The sequence below is a fragment of the Shewanella indica genome, assembly GCF_002836975.1.
Lineage (GTDB): Bacteria > Pseudomonadota > Gammaproteobacteria > Enterobacterales > Shewanellaceae > Shewanella > Shewanella indica.
In genome coordinates, this window is record NZ_NIJK01000022.1 from 18,013 (window position 1) to 36,848 (window position 18,836).

14 protein-coding genes, 1 pseudogene and 1 riboswitch are annotated in these 18,836 nt (G+C 51.4%); of the genes and pseudogenes, 8 read left to right on the forward strand and 7 right to left on the reverse strand.

The window, feature by feature from the left end; all coding sequences use genetic code 11:
- Positions 1 to 2: 2 nt before the first annotated feature.
- From ppnN to CX650_RS04975, 4 genes are all read left to right on the forward strand, one after another.
- On the forward strand, positions 3 to 1,358 hold the full coding sequence (gene ppnN / locus CX650_RS04960; RefSeq protein WP_039034401.1) for a nucleotide 5'-monophosphate nucleosidase PpnN: 1,356 nt from the start codon (positions 3 to 5) through the stop codon (positions 1,356 to 1,358).
- Complete coding sequence (gene xni / locus CX650_RS04965; protein ID WP_071476806.1) at positions 1,355 to 2,116, forward strand: flap endonuclease Xni; 762 nt, start codon at positions 1,355 to 1,357, stop codon at positions 2,114 to 2,116. The genes ppnN and xni overlap by 4 nt, the downstream gene beginning before the upstream one ends.
- 42 nt (positions 2,117 to 2,158) lie before the next feature.
- On the forward strand, positions 2,159 to 2,575 hold the full coding sequence (locus tag CX650_RS04970; protein ID WP_039034403.1) for a DUF3192 domain-containing protein: 417 nt from the start codon (positions 2,159 to 2,161) through the stop codon (positions 2,573 to 2,575).
- A gap of 586 nt (positions 2,576 to 3,161) precedes the next feature.
- A complete protein-coding gene (locus CX650_RS04975; RefSeq protein WP_071476805.1) occupies positions 3,162 to 3,581 on the forward strand; it encodes a DUF3192 domain-containing protein in 420 nt (139 codons plus the stop codon).
- 175 nt (positions 3,582 to 3,756) lie between these two features.
- Here the strand turns inward: CX650_RS04975 and CX650_RS04980 are convergent, their stop codons facing one another.
- Positions 3,757 to 6,609 carry a prolyl oligopeptidase family serine peptidase gene (locus CX650_RS04980; protein ID WP_101095174.1) on the reverse strand — a complete coding sequence of 951 codons (2,853 nt, stop codon included), beginning with the start codon at positions 6,607 to 6,609 and terminating at the stop codon, positions 3,757 to 3,759.
- Positions 6,610 to 6,864: 255 nt separating this feature from the next.
- Here CX650_RS04980 and CX650_RS04985 point away from each other — a divergent pair, with 255 nt between their 5' ends.
- The 3 genes from CX650_RS04985 to CX650_RS04995 all read left to right on the forward strand — a co-directional run bounded on the left by CX650_RS04985 (position 6,865) and on the right by CX650_RS04995 (position 11,242).
- On the forward strand, positions 6,865 to 7,872 hold the full coding sequence (locus tag CX650_RS04985) for an isocitrate dehydrogenase (RefSeq protein WP_025011991.1): 1,008 nt from the start codon (positions 6,865 to 6,867) through the stop codon (positions 7,870 to 7,872).
- Positions 7,873 to 10,152: 2,280 nt separating this feature from the next.
- Positions 10,153 to 10,779, forward strand: coding sequence for a hypothetical protein (locus CX650_RS04990; protein WP_101095175.1), 627 nt, complete (start codon positions 10,153 to 10,155; stop codon positions 10,777 to 10,779).
- Between the two features lie 82 nt (positions 10,780 to 10,861).
- Positions 10,862 to 11,242 (forward strand): hypothetical protein, encoded by a 381-nt coding sequence (locus tag CX650_RS04995; RefSeq protein ID WP_071477379.1) that lies wholly within the window; start codon positions 10,862 to 10,864, stop codon positions 11,240 to 11,242.
- A 193-nt stretch (positions 11,243 to 11,435) separates the two neighbouring features.
- On the opposite strand, the pseudogene CX650_RS05000 reads toward CX650_RS04995, so the two are convergent.
- Together CX650_RS05000 and CX650_RS05005 are read right to left on the reverse strand one after the other, a co-directional pair.
- A pseudogene (locus tag CX650_RS05000) lies at positions 11,436 to 11,555 on the reverse strand (IS256 family transposase); the annotation flags it as partial.
- Positions 11,556 to 11,679: 124 nt separating this feature from the next.
- Positions 11,680 to 12,933, reverse strand: coding sequence for a valine--pyruvate transaminase (locus CX650_RS05005; protein ID WP_101095176.1), 1,254 nt, complete (start codon positions 12,931 to 12,933; stop codon positions 11,680 to 11,682).
- A gap of 266 nt (positions 12,934 to 13,199) precedes the next feature.
- On the opposite strand from CX650_RS05005, the gene CX650_RS05010 reads away from it, so the two are divergent.
- Positions 13,200 to 13,508: a hypothetical protein gene (locus tag CX650_RS05010; RefSeq protein WP_101095177.1), complete on the forward strand. Its 309-nt coding sequence runs from the start codon at positions 13,200 to 13,202 to the stop codon at positions 13,506 to 13,508.
- A 107-nt stretch (positions 13,509 to 13,615) separates the two neighbouring features.
- On the opposite strand, the gene rlmM is transcribed toward CX650_RS05010, so the two are convergent.
- From rlmM to CX650_RS05030, 4 genes are all read right to left on the reverse strand, one after another.
- Complete coding sequence (rlmM, locus tag CX650_RS05015; RefSeq protein ID WP_071477122.1) at positions 13,616 to 14,698, reverse strand: 23S rRNA (cytidine(2498)-2'-O)-methyltransferase RlmM; 1,083 nt, start codon at positions 14,696 to 14,698, stop codon at positions 13,616 to 13,618.
- 285 nt (positions 14,699 to 14,983) lie between these two features.
- Entirely contained in the window at positions 14,984 to 16,555 is a 1,572-nt protein-coding gene (locus tag CX650_RS05020) for a Na+/H+ antiporter NhaC family protein (protein ID WP_039035925.1), read from the reverse strand.
- 81 nt (positions 16,556 to 16,636) lie between these two features.
- A riboswitch (Lysine riboswitch) is annotated at positions 16,637 to 16,835 on the reverse strand.
- Positions 16,836 to 16,925: 90 nt separating this feature from the next.
- Entirely contained in the window at positions 16,926 to 17,849 is a 924-nt protein-coding gene (locus tag CX650_RS05025; RefSeq protein ID WP_101095178.1) for an electron transfer flavoprotein subunit alpha/FixB family protein, read from the reverse strand.
- Entirely contained in the window at positions 17,850 to 18,599 is a 750-nt protein-coding gene (locus CX650_RS05030; protein WP_101095179.1) for an electron transfer flavoprotein subunit beta/FixA family protein, read from the reverse strand. It abuts the gene before it with no gap.
- Positions 18,600 to 18,836: the final 237 nt, after the last annotated feature.

Here is an 18,836-nt window from a genome sequence, read left to right on the forward strand (position 1 = left end):
TCATGATAGTCAGGATCAGTCCCCGCGGCAGTATGGACCAACTGTCGCAACTGGAGGCAGACCGCCTCAAACAAAGTGCCAAGAGTGACCTTTACCAACTCTACCGCAACTGCTCTTTAGCCGTTTTGGCCTCGGGGCAGCAGACTGATAATGCCAAAGAACTGTTTGAACAATTCCAGGACTTTGAAATCAATGTGCTGCGCCGGGAGCGTGGTATCAAATTGGAGCTGGTCAACCCGCCGGCCAGTGCCTTTGTCGATGAGCAGATCATAGTCGGCATTCAGGAGCACCTGTTTGCCGTGCTCAGGGACATCATCTATGTCAGCAACAAATACGATGGTCTAAAACACATTAACCTCACTAATGCCAGCCACATCACCAACGTGGTGTTCGACATTCTGAGAAACGCCAGAGCCATTACCCCGATGCAGGATCCCAATGTGGTGGTCTGCTGGGGCGGCCACTCGATAAACGATACCGAATACAAATACACCAAAGAAGTAGGCTACCAGTTGGGGCTGAGAATGCTGGATATCTGTACCGGCTGTGGCCCAGGTGCCATGAAGGGGCCAATGAAGGGCGCCGCAATCGGCCACGCCAAGCAGCGTATTCATAACGCCCGTTACATAGGCCTGACCGAGCCGAGCATTATCGCCGCCGAGCCGCCCAACCAGATAGTCAATGAACTGGTGATTCTGCCGGATATTGAAAAACGTCTGGAGGCCTTTGTTCGTCTGGGGCACGGCATAGTCATTTTCCCCGGCGGTGCCGGCACCGCAGAAGAACTACTCTACCTGCTTGGTATTTTGCTCAACCGCGAAAATGCCGATATTCCCTTCCCGCTGGTACTCTCCGGCCCCAGAGAAAGCGAAGCCTACTTCCGCGAAATCGATGCCTTTATCGGCGCGACGCTGGGCGAGCAGGCGCAGCAGAAATACCAAATCATCATAGACGACGCCCCCCAGGTCGCGCGTATCATGCGTGCCGGAATGGAAGAGGTTAAACGTCACCGCAAGCAAACCGGTGATGCCTACCAATACCAATGGAGCCTCAAGATAGAGCCGGAATTCCAGTTGCCCTTTGTACCCACCCATGAAGTGATGGAAAACCTCAACCTGCACTTCCAGAGCAACAAGGCTGAGCTGGCGGCCAACTTACGCAAGGCGTTTTCCGGCATAGTGGCGGGCAACGTCAAAGCCGAAACCATGAAAAACATCGAGCATCATGGTCCATTCAAGCTCAAGGGCGACCCCGAGCTGATGGCCTTGATGGATAAATTACTGGGCGCCTTTGTCAGCCAGCAAAGAATGAAGTTACCTGGCACCGCCTATGTGCCCTGTTATCAAATAATGAAATGAACCGACTGCTGATTATCGATGGCATGAATCTGGTGCGCCGCCTGCATGCGGCGCAGCCGGATGAAGCCGACATGCAAGGGCTGACCGAGCGCAGCCGCAATGCCTGCCAGAAGCTTATTCGCCAGCACAGCCCCACCCACGTGGCCATAGTCTGGGACGGCGATGAAGAATCCTGGCGCAAACGCCTGTATCCGGATTACAAAAAAGGCCGCAAACCTATGCCCCAAGCCTTGGCCGATGGCCTGCCGGCACTGAAACAGGCACTGGCCGAAGCGGGCATCGGCTCCATCAATGCGCTATCGGAAGCCGATGATGTTATCGCCACCTTGGCCAGCAAGTTGTGCCTGCGCGGTGGTGAAGCGATTATTGTCTCTACCGACAAGGGCTTTTGCCAGCTGAGGTTACCGCGTTTACTGCTGTGGGATCATTTCAATGGCGCTGCCATGGATATTGCCGCACTGGAGCAGAAACTCGGTATAGAGCAGAGCCAGTTGCTGGACTTTATGGCCCTCAGCGGCGACAGTGGTAATAAGATCCCCGGCATTCAGGGAATAGGTCCCAAGACGGCCGGTGAACTGCTCAGAAGCTTTCGCACTCTGGCCAATGTCTACAATGCGCTCGATACTCTGGGAGCCAAACAAGCCAAGAAATTAACCGAGGGCAAGGAGATGGCGCGCCTCAGCTATCGCTTGGCAAAACTACGCACCGATCTCGAACTTAATATTCGCTTGAACCAGTATAGAGTCAAAGAAAGCTAAGACTCTCAACGCTCAACTTAAGCAATAAAATGGAAAAACCGTATGAAAGGTAAAGCCCCTGTGATTATCGGCAGCATCTTTGTCGCCTATCTGCTCTTTGTTGCCGTGGTCATCCTCTTCTATGAACCTAAACCCGAAGAGATGAGCTGGGAAGACAGGCAAGCCTATAACCTGTCCAAGGTCACTGAATTACAACTGGGGCAGACACTGGAACAAACCATTGAAACCCTGGGCAAAGCCGATTTCAGCGAAGCGATGCAAACCCATGGTCAGTCGTTGCAAGTGCTCTTCTACCGCACCCAGCATGTCAAATCAGACGGCAAGACCACCAAAGACGAATGCACCCCACTATTGTTTAAAGATGGCCGACTCCAGGCCTGGGGCGAGGACACTTATCAGCAATATCTGCAGCAACATATACAGCCCCTGCAGACCAACCCCAAACAGACACAGAAATAGCGAACCGGGCTCAAATATCGGCTTGAGTGCAAACGATCTAAACGCCTAAACCCTTAACAGCCTTATTGGCTGCTAATTATTTTTAACAATCCTCTTCCAACGGATATGCTGCATTCCCGGCCAAACGGTTTAATGACATATACAAATATGAATGACTAGCTGATTTTCCACCGCCGCTAATTCTATCTGGAACGGAACTGGCTGATAAAAGCCCCCCCAACGCTCAGCGGAATTGGGGCCAGATCTGGTGGTGGATTTTGCCCAGTGCCCTCGCCTGTTCTTTGCTAAACCTTGCGCCGACATCCTCTCTTCAATAGAGCCGTTCGGGGTTGAGCGTATTAAAAAACCTACAAGCCAGGTGAAAATCTGTATGCCGAGATAGACATAGGTACAAGAGACGAACTGGATAGCATTGCTGAAGTGCTCTATGACTATTTTCAATCTAAAGAAAACACCCACAAACAAAACATATTACAAACACACTGTTTACACTAATACTGTCGCGAGTATCTTATACCACTCAATACAGAGTGAACTGTCTTGCTCTTGAGTAAACCCAGATTGAGCAATAAAACGGAATAACAATATGAAAAATAAGGCACCTCTCGTTATCGGCAGCATCTTTCTCGCCTACCTGGCCTTTGTTGCCGTGGTCATTATCTTCTACGAGCCAAAGCCGGAAGACATGAGCTGGGAAGACAGGCAAACCTATAACCAGTCTATGATCTCCGCCCTGCAACTGGGGCAAACACAGGCAGAAGTCACCCAAACCCTGGGCAAAGCCGACTTCAGCGAAGCCAAGCAAACCTATGGTCATTCACTGCAGGTCCTCTTCTACCGCACCCATCACAGTAAATCAGACGGTAAGACCACCAAAGATGAATGCACCCCACTGCTATTCGAAAATGGTCAACTGCTGGCCTGGGGCGAAGACACTTACCAGCAATATCTGCAGCAACATTCGCCGCAGCAAGTGCTACCCAAGGCCCCAGCTCAACCCGAATAACGACAGCTATGACAGGCTGACACAGAATATTGAACACCCTCCTTCCCTCTCACGAAAAACAACACTTTACATCCAGAACCGACTGAAGAACCCCCTCCACATCGCCAGCCCCTACCCTATAAAAAAAGGCGACCAATTAGGCCGCCTCTGTGAGTTATTTTGCCAGCAAGAAAGTTCAGTCTTCCGCCTTGGGCTCGCGATAGGCTTCGCCCTTTTCAAGCCACTCGGGGGCCTTGGCTCCCTTGAGGTAATGATCGAACCAGTCTTTCATCCGCACACTGTAATCCAGCTTGTTGGGATACTTCTTCAGATGGTGCGGCTCGTCCTGATACTGCAGCAAGACCACATCTTTTCCGGCGCGGCGCATTGCCAGGTACAGTTCAACCCCTTGCTCCCAAGGCACGGCATCGTCTTTGTCACCGAACATGATCATCATCGGCGTTTGAATGCGATCGACATAGAACACGGGGGAGTTTTCTATGTATTTCTGCGGCGCGCGCATCAGGCTTTCACCGATACGGCTCTGGCCGGTTTCATACTGGAACTGACGGGCAAGGCCGGTGCCGTGACGTATGCCGCTGTAGGCACTGGTCATATTGCTTACCGGGGCACCACTGACTGCGGCCTTGAAGATATTGGTCTGGGTCACGGCAAAAGCTGTCTGGTAACCGCCCCAGGAGTGGCCCTGAATACCGACGGCATCCGGATCGGCGATCCCCATGTCGATAAGCTTCTGCACTCCGGCGGTCAATGCCTTGACCGAGCTGATACCAGGATAGCCGACTTCAAAGCGGATATCCGGCAGAAAGATGGCGTAATCATCGGCGGCATACCAGGCAAAGTTGGGCCTGTGATTGATTTTCATGTCCGGGAAGGCGTGCAGGCGATCGCTCATAAAGCGGTAGAAATATACCAATACAGGATAACGCTTACCACTTTGATAGTTGGCAGGCTTGATTAACACGCCGTCCATTTCACGGCCATCACCGTCGCGCCAGTGTACCAACTCTGACTTGCCCCAAGGCAGTTTGCGGCGCTGGGCATCAAAGTCGGTTTGTTTGACCGCCTTGGCCGGCTCAAGCAAAGCCGAGCTGTAGAGATCCGGATAGCTGTCGTAACGCTCCTGACTGAACAGCAAGGTATCACCCTTGTCGGCCCTGGCCAGCACAGACAGCTTGTTGTCTTTGGCAAGCAGCGGCGTCAGTTGAGCCCGGCCGATAACCGCACGGTAAAAACCGTCGGCCTTGGTCTTGTGGCTATAGCCCTGCAGCAACACAGCCTGGTTACGCGCCACAGTGGCCGGATAAGCCTTGTCTGGCTGGGCCAGAGCTTCAATACGCAGACTTTGCTGCTGCTTGCGGCCCTCACCGCCTGTCAGCATAAAGCCATCGTGGGAGCGGGTATCAAATTGCCAGATATCGTATTTGTCGTACACCAGCAGGCTTGAGTCATCCTCGAGCCAGGGGCCGAAGCCATAGCCGGGCGCCGCAGAGGGATAATCATGATCTTCGTCGGCGAAGCTGACCTTGAGCTTGCTGCTGAGGTTATGTTTTCGACCGCTGGCCACATCATAGAGATAGATACCGCCCTGCTGATAAAAGGCCAGGTATTTACCTGCCGGTGACAGGGTTGGCGCACTGCCGCTTGGCTGTTGGGTCAATACCCGGGTCTTGTGCCCTGTATTGATATCCACCAGGTAAAAATCCCGATAGAAACCGGCCCAGGTGATCATCTTGCGATAGGGAATATCCGAACTCCCCAGCAGCACCCGCTTGTGTTCGCTCAGCTCAATGTCCGGCACCTTGCGGTCGGCCAATTGCACTAGGTTGCGCGAGCCAAGATGCAGCACAGCCAGATAAGTGCGGCTCTGCTCTTTTTCATACTGTTTAACTTCATTGGGCTTGATCAGCGGATCATCCCCGTGCCACAGGCGCAAATCCCGCTGGGCACTGACCAGCGCGGTGTCGTACAGGTCGCAGCTCTGCTCCACCTTGGGAATTTGCAGCTGCTTGCTTATCTCGGGCACCCGGCCGAAGAACAGCCGCTCACCGTCGGCCGAAAAGCTCAGCTTGGCATGGCGATTAATGAGCCAACCCTTGCTGTCGCCCTTGCTCGGCAGAATCTGGCTCAGTTTACCCGACTCTCTGTCGTAGAGAGACAAGGCATAGGGGCGCTCATTCGCATCCAGCGCCGCATCACCTCGGGTATAGGCAAGATAGTGGCCATCACGGCTCAGTGCCAAGGCACCAAACTGCTTATCGGCTTGGCTGCTGACCAATTTGAGTTCAAAGCTGCGGGTATCGAGCACAGAGATGCTGTGACTATTACTTGCACTGTCATTTTGCGCCAGTGCCAGCACACTGCCGTTATAAGCCAGTTGCCAGGCGGTCACATGCTCGAAACGCTGTGACTTGCCGCTCGCCAGCGACAACAGCTCGAGACTGCTGCCGGCATCCAGTTTCGGCGTTTTGGCTGCTGGAGCCTCGGGGGCGGATGCTTGATTGGCTGCTTTGGCTGAGGCCTCTTTGGCATCAATGCCGTTTGTCTCTGCGCTCTCTTTGCTTTCTTCATCGGCCTCATACCAGATAGCCAGCAAAGTACCATCTTCGCTGAAGGCATAAGACTTGACCCGCTCAAAGCGGCGCTGCTCACCTGTGGTGTTATCCAGCAGCAACAGGCCTTTTTTCAGCTTCTTGCGCGCCTTGGGAGCAAGCTTTTCCGATTCCAGCAGCGAAGGCGCCAGAGTAAAGGCAGTGTAACGGCCATCGGCTGACAGCTGCGGCTTGGAGCCACCGGCGACATCATAAACCTTGGTATTGGCCAGTGACTTGACCACACCACGGCTGTCGCCGCGATCCGGCGCAACACTATAGGCCAGCACCTTGCCTTGTGGGTCGAGAACCTGATCGGTAATCGACTCAAACTGCATTATATCCTTGAGGGTCAGTGAGGGGCTGCTCTGGGCACTGACTGCGGTCGCGAAACCGGCTGACAGCAACAGCAGCGATGCTAAGGGCGTTAACTTCAAGATCGTCCTCTTTTTCATTGTTGTTAGACTAAAGTAGACTTTTTATTTTGTTGGCGTTCCATCATGGTCAGACGCCGACTTTTTAGCAAGTCAGCCTACAGAAAAAAGCGTGAGATTGCTCACTATTTCCTGTGAAAATGCGTTGAATGTGTATAGAATAGCGGCGATCTAAATCACAAAATTCTCAGTCGAAAACCGTGTCACTGACATGGTCTGATAAATAGCAGTAACGACCAACCGTGGAAGGACCTCTCCATGTCAAAAAGAACTATTACCGTGATCCCTGGTGACGGGATCGGCCCCAGCATTATCGACTCAGCTCTGAAAATTCTCGATAAGGCGGGGTGCGACTTTGAATATGAATTTGCCGATGCCGGTCTGACTGCTCTGGAAAAACACGGTGAGCTCCTGCCTCAGCGCACGCTGGATCTCATCGAGAAGAACCGTATCACCCTCAAAGGCCCATTGACAACGCCTGTTGGCGAAGGCTTCACCTCCATCAACGTAACCCTGCGTAAGAAGTTCAGCCTGTACGCCAACGTGCGTCCTGTGCTTTCTTTCAAGGGCACCCAAGCCAGATATGAGAACATAGATATCATCACAGTGCGTGAAAACACTGAAGGTATGTACTCAGGCCTGGGACAAAAGTTGTCTGAAGACGGTGCCATTGCCGAAGCCACCAGTATCATTACCCGTCAGGGTGCCGAGCAGATTGCTACCTTCGCCTATGAACTGGCTCGCAAGGAAGGTCGCAAGAAGGTGACCATAGTCCACAAGGCCAACATCATGAAGTCGACTTCAGGCCTGTTCCTGAAAGTGGCCCGTGAAGTCAGCCAGCGTTATCCGGATATCACTACCGAAGAGATGATTGTTGACGCCACTTGCATGAAGCTGGTAATGAACCCGGAAAACTTCGACGTGATAGTCACCACCAACCTGTTCGGTGACATTCTGTCTGATCTCTGTGCCGGTCTGGTGGGTGGTCTGGGTATGGCCCCGGGCGCCAACATCGGCAGCAACGCCGCTATCTTTGAAGCGGTTCATGGCAGTGCCCCGGATATTGCCGGCAAAAACCTGGCGAACCCAACTTCAGTGATCCTGGCATCTATCCAGATGCTGGAATACTTGGGCATGTCAGATAAAGCCGCCGCCATTCGCGCCGCCGTTTCTGCGGTTATCGAAGAAGGCGACCGCACTACCCGCGATCTCGGTGGTACCCATGGCACCACAGATTTCACCCAAGCGGTACTGGATAGACTCTGATCTAATATCAACTCAGTAAGTTGCTAAAAAGGATGACCCAAGGTCATCCTTTTTTATGTCTGCGTTGGCAGGCAATGGGAAACATCCGTCGCCGGAGGCCCAATTAGCGACTTTTAGCTGGAAGCTATGATAGCCGCTGTGCCAGCGGGTTAAAGTCGTGGAGCAAGTGCATCCATGCACAACGGCCAGTTCGCCATCCCTGGCTCTCGCTCATAAGCACACTCGCCACCGACGAGCATTCGCCCTCAGCCACGCTATTTGCGCCAACGGCTTTCGGCGACACCGAGGGAGGACTGGTGCAACCCTGTTAGTACTGAGTGGTTTGAAACATTTGATAGAGCTGCAGACATACATCTATTCCCAGGCATAGGCGGAACAGTGACCGTCGAAAACAGGGACGTTTTCGTCGAGGCTACATGGACGTATTCACGCCGTGTCACAGGATCGCCTGTACGAAAGGCGCACCGCAGGTGATTGGCAGCTGCTTAGCCAGAAGCTAAGACCTAGTTTATTGGTGAGTTTTGGCTTAAAGCTATGTTAGCCGCTGTGCCAGCGGCCGAAAGTCGTGGTGTAAATGCCTCCATGCACAAGGGCCAGTTCGCCATCCCTGGCTCTCGCTCGAAAGCACGTTGCTATGCAACTCTCGCCAAACCACACCGGGCAAGGGGCTTTGCTTGTCCAAAGCCCCTTGCATCCCCAAGGACACCCCGACGTAACCGAAATCCCCACTGNGCCAAACCACACCGGGCAAGGGGTTTTGCTTGTCCAAAGCCCCTTGCATCCCCAAGGACACCCCGACGTAACCGAAATCCCCACTGGCTTATGAAGCAAATTGGCTACACTCAGGACTCGCCAAATGCTTCCATGCATAACGGCCAGCTCGCCTGCCTTGGCTCGCGCTCATGAACTTGTTGCTTCGCAACATTCGCCTTGCTCGACCTTCGAGCCTCGACATCCCTGTCTCGGCTACGCCAATTTGCAACAACGCCAGCGGCGGCTCCGAAGGGGGAATTGGTGCAATTCTGCAAAAATAACGTTGCTTAAAATTGCCAATATTTCTACAGACATACACCTCATTTCCAGGCACAGGCGAAACTGTGACCGTCGAAAACAGGGACGTTTTCGTCGAGGCTACAAGGATGTATTCACGCCGTGTCACAGGATCGCCTGTGCGAAAGGCGCACCGCAGGTGATTAGCTACAACTTAGCTAGCCGCTAGGATCAAGTTCATTGGTAAGTTTTGGCTTAAAGCTATGTTAGCCGCTGTGCCAGCGGCCTAAAGTCGTGGAGCTTCGCCCCACACCCGAGGAAAGGGGGCTGTATCGACTCGCCCCCTTTCCAAATCCCCAGCGACCCGCGACGCAGCGGAAAACCCCTTGTGCTTATGATGTCAATTCGCTATCGCGCCAGACGCTCATCCCTGATTCGACTGGCGCTGCTTCGGCATCCATGCCTCGCTACGCGATTGTCATCAACGCCCTGCGGCCGCTTCGAGCGGGCAAAGTGTATACCTTTAGCATTTGAGGTTCCTGATGATTAGGTGAATTTGAAATCGTATATAGCCCAAAGACATACATATATTTCCAAGCACAGGTTGAACTGTGACCATCGAAAACGGGGAATAATGCAAACACCCAGCATTAGCTGGGGAAAGTCTCTTTGGGTTTCAAACCCAGTCAATTCTGTTGTAAAAACAACCCAAATCAGGGTTTTGTTGCCTTTGTCAAAACTTGACCTTTGGCTAATTGTTTTCAAATTCAGTACTGGGTATTGTATAACCAATTCAAACGCTTAGATTTAGCACTTTCTTAAGCTTAAGGCCAGAAGCAGCAACACTTTTCCGGTTTCAGCGTAATACAGGGACGAACAAAGTTTGGACCCGTGCGGTAGCCATGGCTTTACTTAACGTTTTTTGTAGGGCTTGGGTTGTAGGGCCCGAGTTGTAGCGTTTGCGGCGCTCATGAAAAGCACCTCAGAACTGATTTTTTATACAGTATTATTGACGTTCTCGACAAAATGCCGGAAATTTATAGGTAAGTTTGCGCGTTATTTCTGTAAAATTTTAGAAAATACTATTAAATTCATAACGTTAAAAAATACAGCTGGTAGATAATAGGTTTGAAAACCGCGCATGCGCGTTTAGCTGCAAGAGATATTTGGACTAAACTCTATTATAACCAGCGAATACAAACAGATAGCGATGCGCATTTACACTCATCCGAGGACTAAAACGCGCATGCGCACTATACAGCTGTTACGTGTCTATCAGGGAGAGGGATCATGAGCACATATCCTCAGCGTGTTGCAGATAACATATTACCTCTATCGGTAGCAGGAACTCTTCCTGAGGCATTTAAGGAATGGTATTTCACTGAAAATATAGAGGATCACGAAATAGCGGAAGAGGACTGTGAGTTATGTGACCAAGAACAACTTCGCTATCACTTTGAGATAATGAATAGACATACCAATCATCGATTATGGGTTGGTTCAAGCTGTATTTTGAAGTTTCAGGTACAAGTTTTTGATAATGGTGCGTTACTTGATCAGAAAGGGGCAGCTAAGAAACTAGAAGACCTTAAGAAAAAGATGAGGCTCGATTCGTGCATTAAGGCACTGAAGAAGCTTGCGGCATCGGAGAATAACGACATACTTTCAAATGCGTTAGATTTTTACTTAAAGAATAAGTATTTAACTCCTAAGTTTGCCTTTGTCGTATTTTGGCGTCTTAACAGTAACAAGGTTGACCATAGCCCATCTTTCTTTAAGGTAAGCCTTAAAAAGGACAAATACAAAACAGACCTGGCCCAAATGCCTTTAGATCGGGTTCATATGATCTGGCCAGCCTTATCGAGTAGTCAAAGGAAACTCGCAATATCTTATGGCCACACACCACCAAACACGTAACAAAGCCAGCCAGAGGGACAGCCAAACCGCTGCGCGCTTTGTCTGCCCCTGCTGGCGGCGTTAGTTGCTTACTGGTATCCAAATGAATTTCGATAATTTGAAAAGCATTTTAGTTTTGGATGGTGACCATGAAATTAACCTAATTGATAATGACTGGTTGGTTACTAAAGGATTTAACTCAGACGACCATAATTGGTTATCTAAAGAGCAATTTGATGCAGTGTTCATTTCCACCTCTGAGCATTCAAATAATATCTCTGTTTATGCGTTTGAGACGTTTGAAAGAACATACACAAGTACAGGCTTAACTAAGAGGTTAAACGCTGAATTTGAATTGAACTGGGAAAGCTTTGATAGATTTCAGAGTTCCACTGATATCCTATTCCTATATGTGGTTCCTAAAAATTTGAGTTGGATTTTCTATGCAAATAGGGATTGGTGGCAGTTTGCAAAACGCAACTAACAAGCTGTTGAATAGTGGACAAAATTCAGTTGGCTGATTTCGCTCCGCTCAAGATTATAGCCAACCAAATTTTGCCCTTTAACAAGCGAGAAGTAACAAAGACACCCATTATTAGCTGAGTGAAGGCTCTAGTTGCCTGACTCACAGAAACACTGATGTTTTCACTGAGAGAAAATAATCTTTCAAACCCTTTGAGGGCCGCTTCAGTAAGCTGTTTAATGAGTGGGGTGAGAATACCATCTTTGCCGGTCAGGTCTTTAGCTGCACGCAGAGCTTCAATGACGGCTTCCATGTCGAATGTAGGTTTGGTCATTTGAATATCCTTTTGGGTGTATATTACTCAAATGACACAGATTTATGAACACTACCGATTCACAACGCTACAGCAGAGTTGCCTGAAACTCACAGCAAGCAACTCTGCGATAGTAGCCTTGGTTTCAACCAAGCTGCGCCCAGGCCTTATTAACTTCTTCGGCGATAATTTCAATGCCGCGACGCATCAATTCAGGTTGTTGCACATAGTTCATCCGAATACACTCACCGGCGTGTGGCCACTCTTTGGCCAGTCCGAAGAAGAAGTACTCTCCTGGCACCACCAACACGCCCCTGGCTTTCAGGCGTTGATAAAGTTCCATGGCACTGATGGGCAGGCCCTCAAACCAAAGCCAGAGGAAAATCGCGCCCTCGGGTTTATGAATTCTGAACCTGGGGTCCGGCAGAGCCTGTTGCAGCATGGCCACGGTTTGCTGCGCCCGCTGCAAATAGAAAGGCCGCACTACTTCATTGCCGAGCCGTAGCATATCACCACGGGCTATCATCTCTGTCGCCATCGCCGGGCCCATACTGCCCGGAGCCAGTGAGATAATACCGTTGATATTGGTCAGCGCCTGGGTGATGGCTTCGTTCGCTATCACTATGCCGCAGCGCAGCCCCGGCAGCCCCAGCTTGGAGAGACTCATACACAACACAGTGTTGTCGTTCCAGAAAGGAGTCACATCCTCAAACAGAATATTGGGGAAAGGTGAGCCATAGGCGCAGTCGAGGATCAGTGGGATCCCGTGCGCTCTTGCCAGCTTATCCAGCTTATCAACCTCTTCATCTGTCAGCACATTGCCTGTGGGGTTAGTCGGCCGCGAAACACAAATGGCGCCGATATCGGCATCGACTTTAAGCCTTTCAAAGTCGATGTGGTACTTGAACAAGCCGCCATCCAGCTTGGTAATTTCCGGTTTGAAGGTACGAAACAGTTCATCTTCCAGGCCAGCATCACTGTAGCCGATATACTCAGGAGCGAGCGGCAGTAAGATCTTGCGTTTTTGCCCCTCAGCAGTGGTACCGGCAAATAGATTGAACAGCGCGAAAAACGAGCTCTGGCTGCCGTTGGTGAGGCTGATATTGTTTTTGGTCAGCGACCAACCGTAGGTATCGTTAAGCAGCTTGGCCAAGGCATTGAGAAAGGCATCTTTTCCCTGCGGGCCATCATAGTTGGTCATGGCCGCGAGCAACTCGCCCTTGGCCAGCATATCGGCACTGAGCTCGGTAAAATAGTCGAGCATGGAGGGGATGGCCGCCGGGTTACCGCCCCCCAGCATAATCGCCCCCGGAGTGCGTAGCCCTTCGTTGAGATCATCCATCAACTGGGTGATACCTGTATAACGGTTAAACTTGTCGCCAAACTTGGAAAACTGCATTACTTCTATCCGCAGACTCATATCAAGAAACAGAACTTATTTAGTAACAGGAACCGCGGCGGATTACACCTTAAAAGTTTTTTAGTTGCGTGATACAACTCAATATTTTCCAAGCTTAAATGACTACAAACACCCCGAGTAAGAGTTACATGGTCTTTTGAGAGCAGATTTTTGTGCGCCAGCGAACATTTCGCCGACACCGACTTGTTGATCCATTATCTGGGGCACACACTTAAAAACAGGAGAAGCAGCCAGAGGAGCAGCGGGTGTCAGCCTCAAAACTGAGTGAACTAAAGCAGCAACAGCAGAGTCTGTTAGAGCAGGAATTGATGCGGGAGCAAGCCGGTTCCCTGGGCGTTGCCGGCAAGAAGCTGGAGCAGGCATTGCAGGATTACCGGCGCCACCATCACCTGTCACCGAGAAAGAAAGCGGAATACATCAGGGTGGTGGCCGATGCCGTCTATAACCTGATGTTGACCCGGGAGTTACTCGGCTTTATCGATAGCAATCTTGAGTGGGTTTGCGGCCAATATGACATTCCGGATGCCGTGCTGCAGCATATGGCCTTGAGCTGAAAAGCATCAAGGCCAGCTTGAGGCAAGGAAGGTGCGAACCACGCCTTGCATCCAAGCCCATAAGCCGACGCAGAGCACACATGGGACTTGTTCGCCCCCTCCCCAACTCACCAAGGCGAGTTGGGTCGCAGCCACAGGTGCACTGTCACTTCATCCCTGTCGTGGTAGAGGTGTTTACAAGCCAGCTTAAACTCTGTGATGCCGTTTTCTTTGAGAATGGCCTGCATATTTTCCAATATGGTGCTCACCTCTTTGTAACGGCTCTTCATCGGCAGTTTCAGGTTAAAGATAGCCTCTTTGAACCAGCCATTGATGGCCCAGGCTTCCATCAGCTCGGCCACCCTGGCCGGCTTTTCCACCATGTCACACACCAGCCAATAGATGTTCTTGCGCTTGGGCTCAAAACGGAAACCATCGGCCTGGAAGTGAGTCACCTGGCCGGTTTCCATCAAACCTGCATCCATGGGGCCGTTGTCGACGGCCGATACAAACATGCCGCGGCGCACCAACTGATAGGTCCAGCCGCCGGGACAGGCGCCGAGATCCACGGCGTTGAGACCGCTGCGTAAACGTTCCTCCCGCTGCGGCTCGGGAATAAAGTGATTAAAGGCCTCATCCAGTTTCAAAGTCGAGCGGCTGGGCGCATCGGCGGGAAACTTGAGCCTGGGGATCCCCATAAAAAACGGTGACGAGTTATGGCTGTAGGAATAACCGGCAAACGCCTTGCCCGGTGCCACAAAGCACACATGGATTATCGGCCGCTTGGGATTTTCCTTGGTCAGCAGTGTACCACTCTGTTTCAACGACTGACGCAGCGGCACGGTAAACTTGCGGCAGAAGGTCAGCAGCTCTTTGGCTTCGTTGGTATCCGGGGTTTCGACCCTGAGTTCACCGCCCTTGCTAACATCTTCAAGCGCGGCGGTAATTGGCCCTACCCTGTCTTCCGGAGGCAGGTCGCTGAGCAGATCGCCGCAAACAAACATCTGCCGGGCAAAGATCAATGAGTCCAGCGCCAGTTCCTGTGCCAGAGTGTCGGCTTCCCCTTCGGCAAAACATTGAAAGATCACATAGGCATCGTTGTTGTTGGCCTTGACGAAACCACCGACATTGAGCAGTGCCGCCCGATTTTGGATCTCGGCCGCGCACTCTTTTTCATAGCCGGCACGACAAAACAGAAACAGGTTGTTCATTGGTATTTCCAAACAGTGAATCTTACCGGAAAGCCTCCGGCAACTGGCGAAGGCGGCAAGTATATCAGAAGCCTTTTCCCATCGCAGGTTAGTTATTCCATTCCTTGTTGGACTTTAAACCAGCATTAATCTTGATCAGGTATTCAAATACGGCCGAACTTGATGCCGGCACACGACTCTTTACCAAAGCCAACTCCCAAGCTGAATCAAGTAAACGAAATGACATTACAACAAAACACCCGCCATCAGGGCGGGTGCTGTTAACGCAAGCTATTGAGTGGCAGCTCAGGCATTAGTATTCTTGGGTTGTTGCCATTTGAGCCACACCAATCCCAGCAGGAACAATACACAGCTACAGGCAAGCCCCAACCATACCGACTCGGTAAAACCGAGCACTATATAACCACCGAGAGAAATAAGCGCCACCAACACCGCATAAGGCAGCTGAGTCAACACGTGATCGATATGATGACAGCCGGCACCTGTAGATGACAGAATCGTGGTGTCCGATATCGGCGAGCAGTGGTCGCCAAATACAGCACCGGCCAGCACGGCCGCCAACATAGGCAACATCATACTGCTGTGGCTGCCCATAGCCATATCGGCAGCAATCGGCAACATGATCCCGAAAGTGCCCCAGCTGGTGCCGGTAGAAAAGGCGGTAAGCCCAGCCAAAATAAATAACACGGCCGGCAGCAAGGCAAAGGGAATATTGCCACTGGCGAGACTGGCCATAAACTTGCCGGTTTCCAATGAGCCTATGATCCCGGCTATGGTCCAGGCAAACATCAGAATATAGATGGCCGGCAACATAGAACGGGCACCCGAGGTGAGCGCCTTGAGGATCATCTTGGCTTCAATCTTCTGGATAAAGGCCAGCAGCAGCGTTACCACCAGTCCGATGGAAGCGCCAAAAAACAGTGACGAGCCCACATCGGTTTTCTCAAAGGCACCTATGATGCTGAAAGGCAGGCTTTCTGCCGCCAGGGCATCGGCGCCGCTGGAAACCATAAAGTAGAAGGTCGCCACCACCAAGACACCTATGGGCAGGAACAGGCCGTGCACCTGACCGGTTTCCGCCTCGGGCAGATCGGCATTGGCACCTGGCGGCAGTCCCTTGGACTCATCATAGAGATTGCCTTTACGGGCATTAAGCTCGTGTTTGCGCATGGCGCCGATATCCAGCTCCATATAGGCCACGCATAGCAAGAGCGCCAGGGCAAACAGGGCATAGAAGTTCATCGGGATCATCTGCACGAAAGCGCTCAGATGTCCGGTCTCGGTAAAACCATGAGCCGTGAGAATACCGCCGATAAGGGCAATAATATAGGCACCCCAGCTGGAAACCGGCGAGATAACGCACACAGGCGCTGCGGTTGAATCCAAAAGATACGCCAGTTTGGAGCGGGAGATATAATATCTGTCGGTGAGCGGTCTAGCGATACTGCCCACCACCAGGCTGTTGAAGTAGTCATCGATAAACACCACACAACCGAGAAACATGGTTAGCAGCTTAGCATCACGACGATTGCGGATATGCTGTCTGGCCCAGTTGGCAAAGGCTCTGGCAGAGCCACTAACAGTAATCAGTGCAGTGATCATTCCCAGCAGCACCAGGAACCCCAGAATATACAGGTTCCAGGCATTAAAAGCGCCATCATCCCAAACCAGGGAAAGCACCCTTTGCCCCAGATAAACCCCGGTATCCAACACCGACCATTGATTGAGCAACAAGGCTCCGATCAGTATTCCCAGCCCTAGAGATAACAACACCCGCCGGGTGAAGATCGCCAATAAAATTGCCACAACCGGCGGCAACAAAGAGAGTGCCGAGTCGGCATAACTTAGTACTGTCATTGAGTCTTGTTCTTCGTTAAATACGAATGGAGGGCAACTGAACTGGTGGGAAAAGGCAAAAACATACCGAGTAGCACCTGTCCTTTCAGTAGCGCTCCATAGTAACGTCAACCTGTCATCCCGACAGAATATACTATGGCAGTGCTGCCCCTATTTGGTAACAGCCCCAGCGGTGGACTTTGATGAGTCGCAACCCCTTCGGCACCAAATCCTTTCGCGATACATAAACGGAATCACCCTGCTTACCGCTACTGATATTTAGTGCGCCTCTACTTCTCAGGACGCCTGATTTCAGGCGTGAGGCACATAAAAACATAGGCGGCTTTGAGGATGCTACCCCAAAGCCGCCTATCGTGACCTAGATCACAGATTAAATCAACTCGTTCAACTTGGGCACCACATCAAACAGATCAGCTTCCAGACCATAATCGGCAACCTGGAAAATAGGCGCTTCAGGATCTTTGTTGATAGCCACTATGACTTTTGAATCCTTCATCCCGGCCAGATGCTGAATCGCTCCGGAGATACCCACAGCAATATACAGCTCTGGCGCCACAATTTTACCTGTCTGACCGACCTGCAAATCGTTGGGAACAAACCCGGCATCCACTGCGGCACGTGATGCACCCACTGCGGCGCCAAGCTTATCGGCCAGGGTTTCCAGCATGGCAAAGTTTTCGCCACTGCCCATACCGCGGCCACCGGAAACAATCACTCTGGCACTGCCAAGCTCCGGACGAGCTGACTCGGTCAAACTCTGAGAGACAAAGCTGCTCTTGGCGTCAAAGACGCTGTCGAGCTGATTGATTTCAGCTGAACCTGTCTCGGCAACGGCGTCGAAGGCGCTGGCGCGCACTGTGGCCACTTTCTTGTCATCCAGACTCTTAACGGTCGCCATGGCGTTACCGGCATAAACGGGACGGACAAAAGTATCGGCATCGATCACCTTGGTGATCTCAGAAAGTTGAGCCACATCCAGCAAAGCCGCCACTCTTGGCAGTATATCCTTACCCTGGCTTGAGGCTGCAGCCAGAATATGGCTGTAGTCGCCACTCAAAGACAAGATGAGCTCACCAATATTGTCGGCAAGATGAGCACCATAGGCAGGATTATCGGCCAACAGTACTTTACTGACGCCTTCAAGCTTGGCGGCGGCATCGGCTGCGGCCTTGCAATCCTGACCAGCAACCAAGAGGTGAATATCTCCACCTATGGCTTTGGCCGCGGCGACGACTTTGGCTGTGTCCTGTTTCAGGCTGGCATTATCGTGTTCTGCTATTACTAATACGGCCATTTAGATCACCTTCGCTTCGTTTTTCAACTTGTCCACCAGCTCCTCAACGGAAGCCACCATCACACCCGCCTGACGGCTGGCCGGCGTTGCTACCTCCAACACCTGTACGTGCTGCTTGAGAGTCACTCCCAGATCCTCAATGCTCATGGTTTCCAGCGGCTTGCGCTTGGCTTTCATGATATTGGGCAAAGAAGCATAGCGAGGCTCGTTTAGACGCAGATCCGCTGTAACTACAGCCGGTAGAGGCATGGACAGAGTCTGTAAACCACCATCCACTTCACGGGTAACCAGCAAAGTTTCACCTTCCAGCTTCACTTCAGATGCAAAGGTTGCCTGAGGCATACCGGCGAGCGCTGCCAGCATCTGTCCGGTCTGATTGTTATCACCATCGATGGACTGCTTGCCGAGCAGAATTAGCTGCGCCTGCTCTTTGTCCTGCACTGCCTTGAGTAACTTGGCAATAGAAAGGGGCACCAGCTCTTCATCGGTTTCAATGTGAATGGCACGGTCGGCGCCCAGAGCCAATGCGGTACGCAGTTGCTCCTGTGCCGCCTTGGGACCTATGCTGACAACAACGACCTCAGAAGCACTGCCGGCTTCTTTTAGACGTACGGCTTCTTCTACCGCAATTTCACAAAATGGATTCAACGCCATTTTCAGGTTGGCTGTTTCAACGCCTGTATTGTCAGCCTTGACCCTGACCTTAACATTGGCATCGACCACACGTTTTACTGGCACCAATACTTTCATAGGGTTTCCTTCCTACACCTTGTATCTTATGTGGATTACGTACCGATGATACCAGATACATCAGTACAGGATGGCTCAACTTTACGTGCTGTTGACGTTAACGTCAACAGTAGTTTAAACGCTCGTTTGCCAATTCTGTCACACTTTATGGTCAGTTTTTTGAACACTTGGCAACTTTTATGGTCGTAGAATTGAAATAAATAAAGAAATTAATGTCAATTGGCGTAAAAATATTTG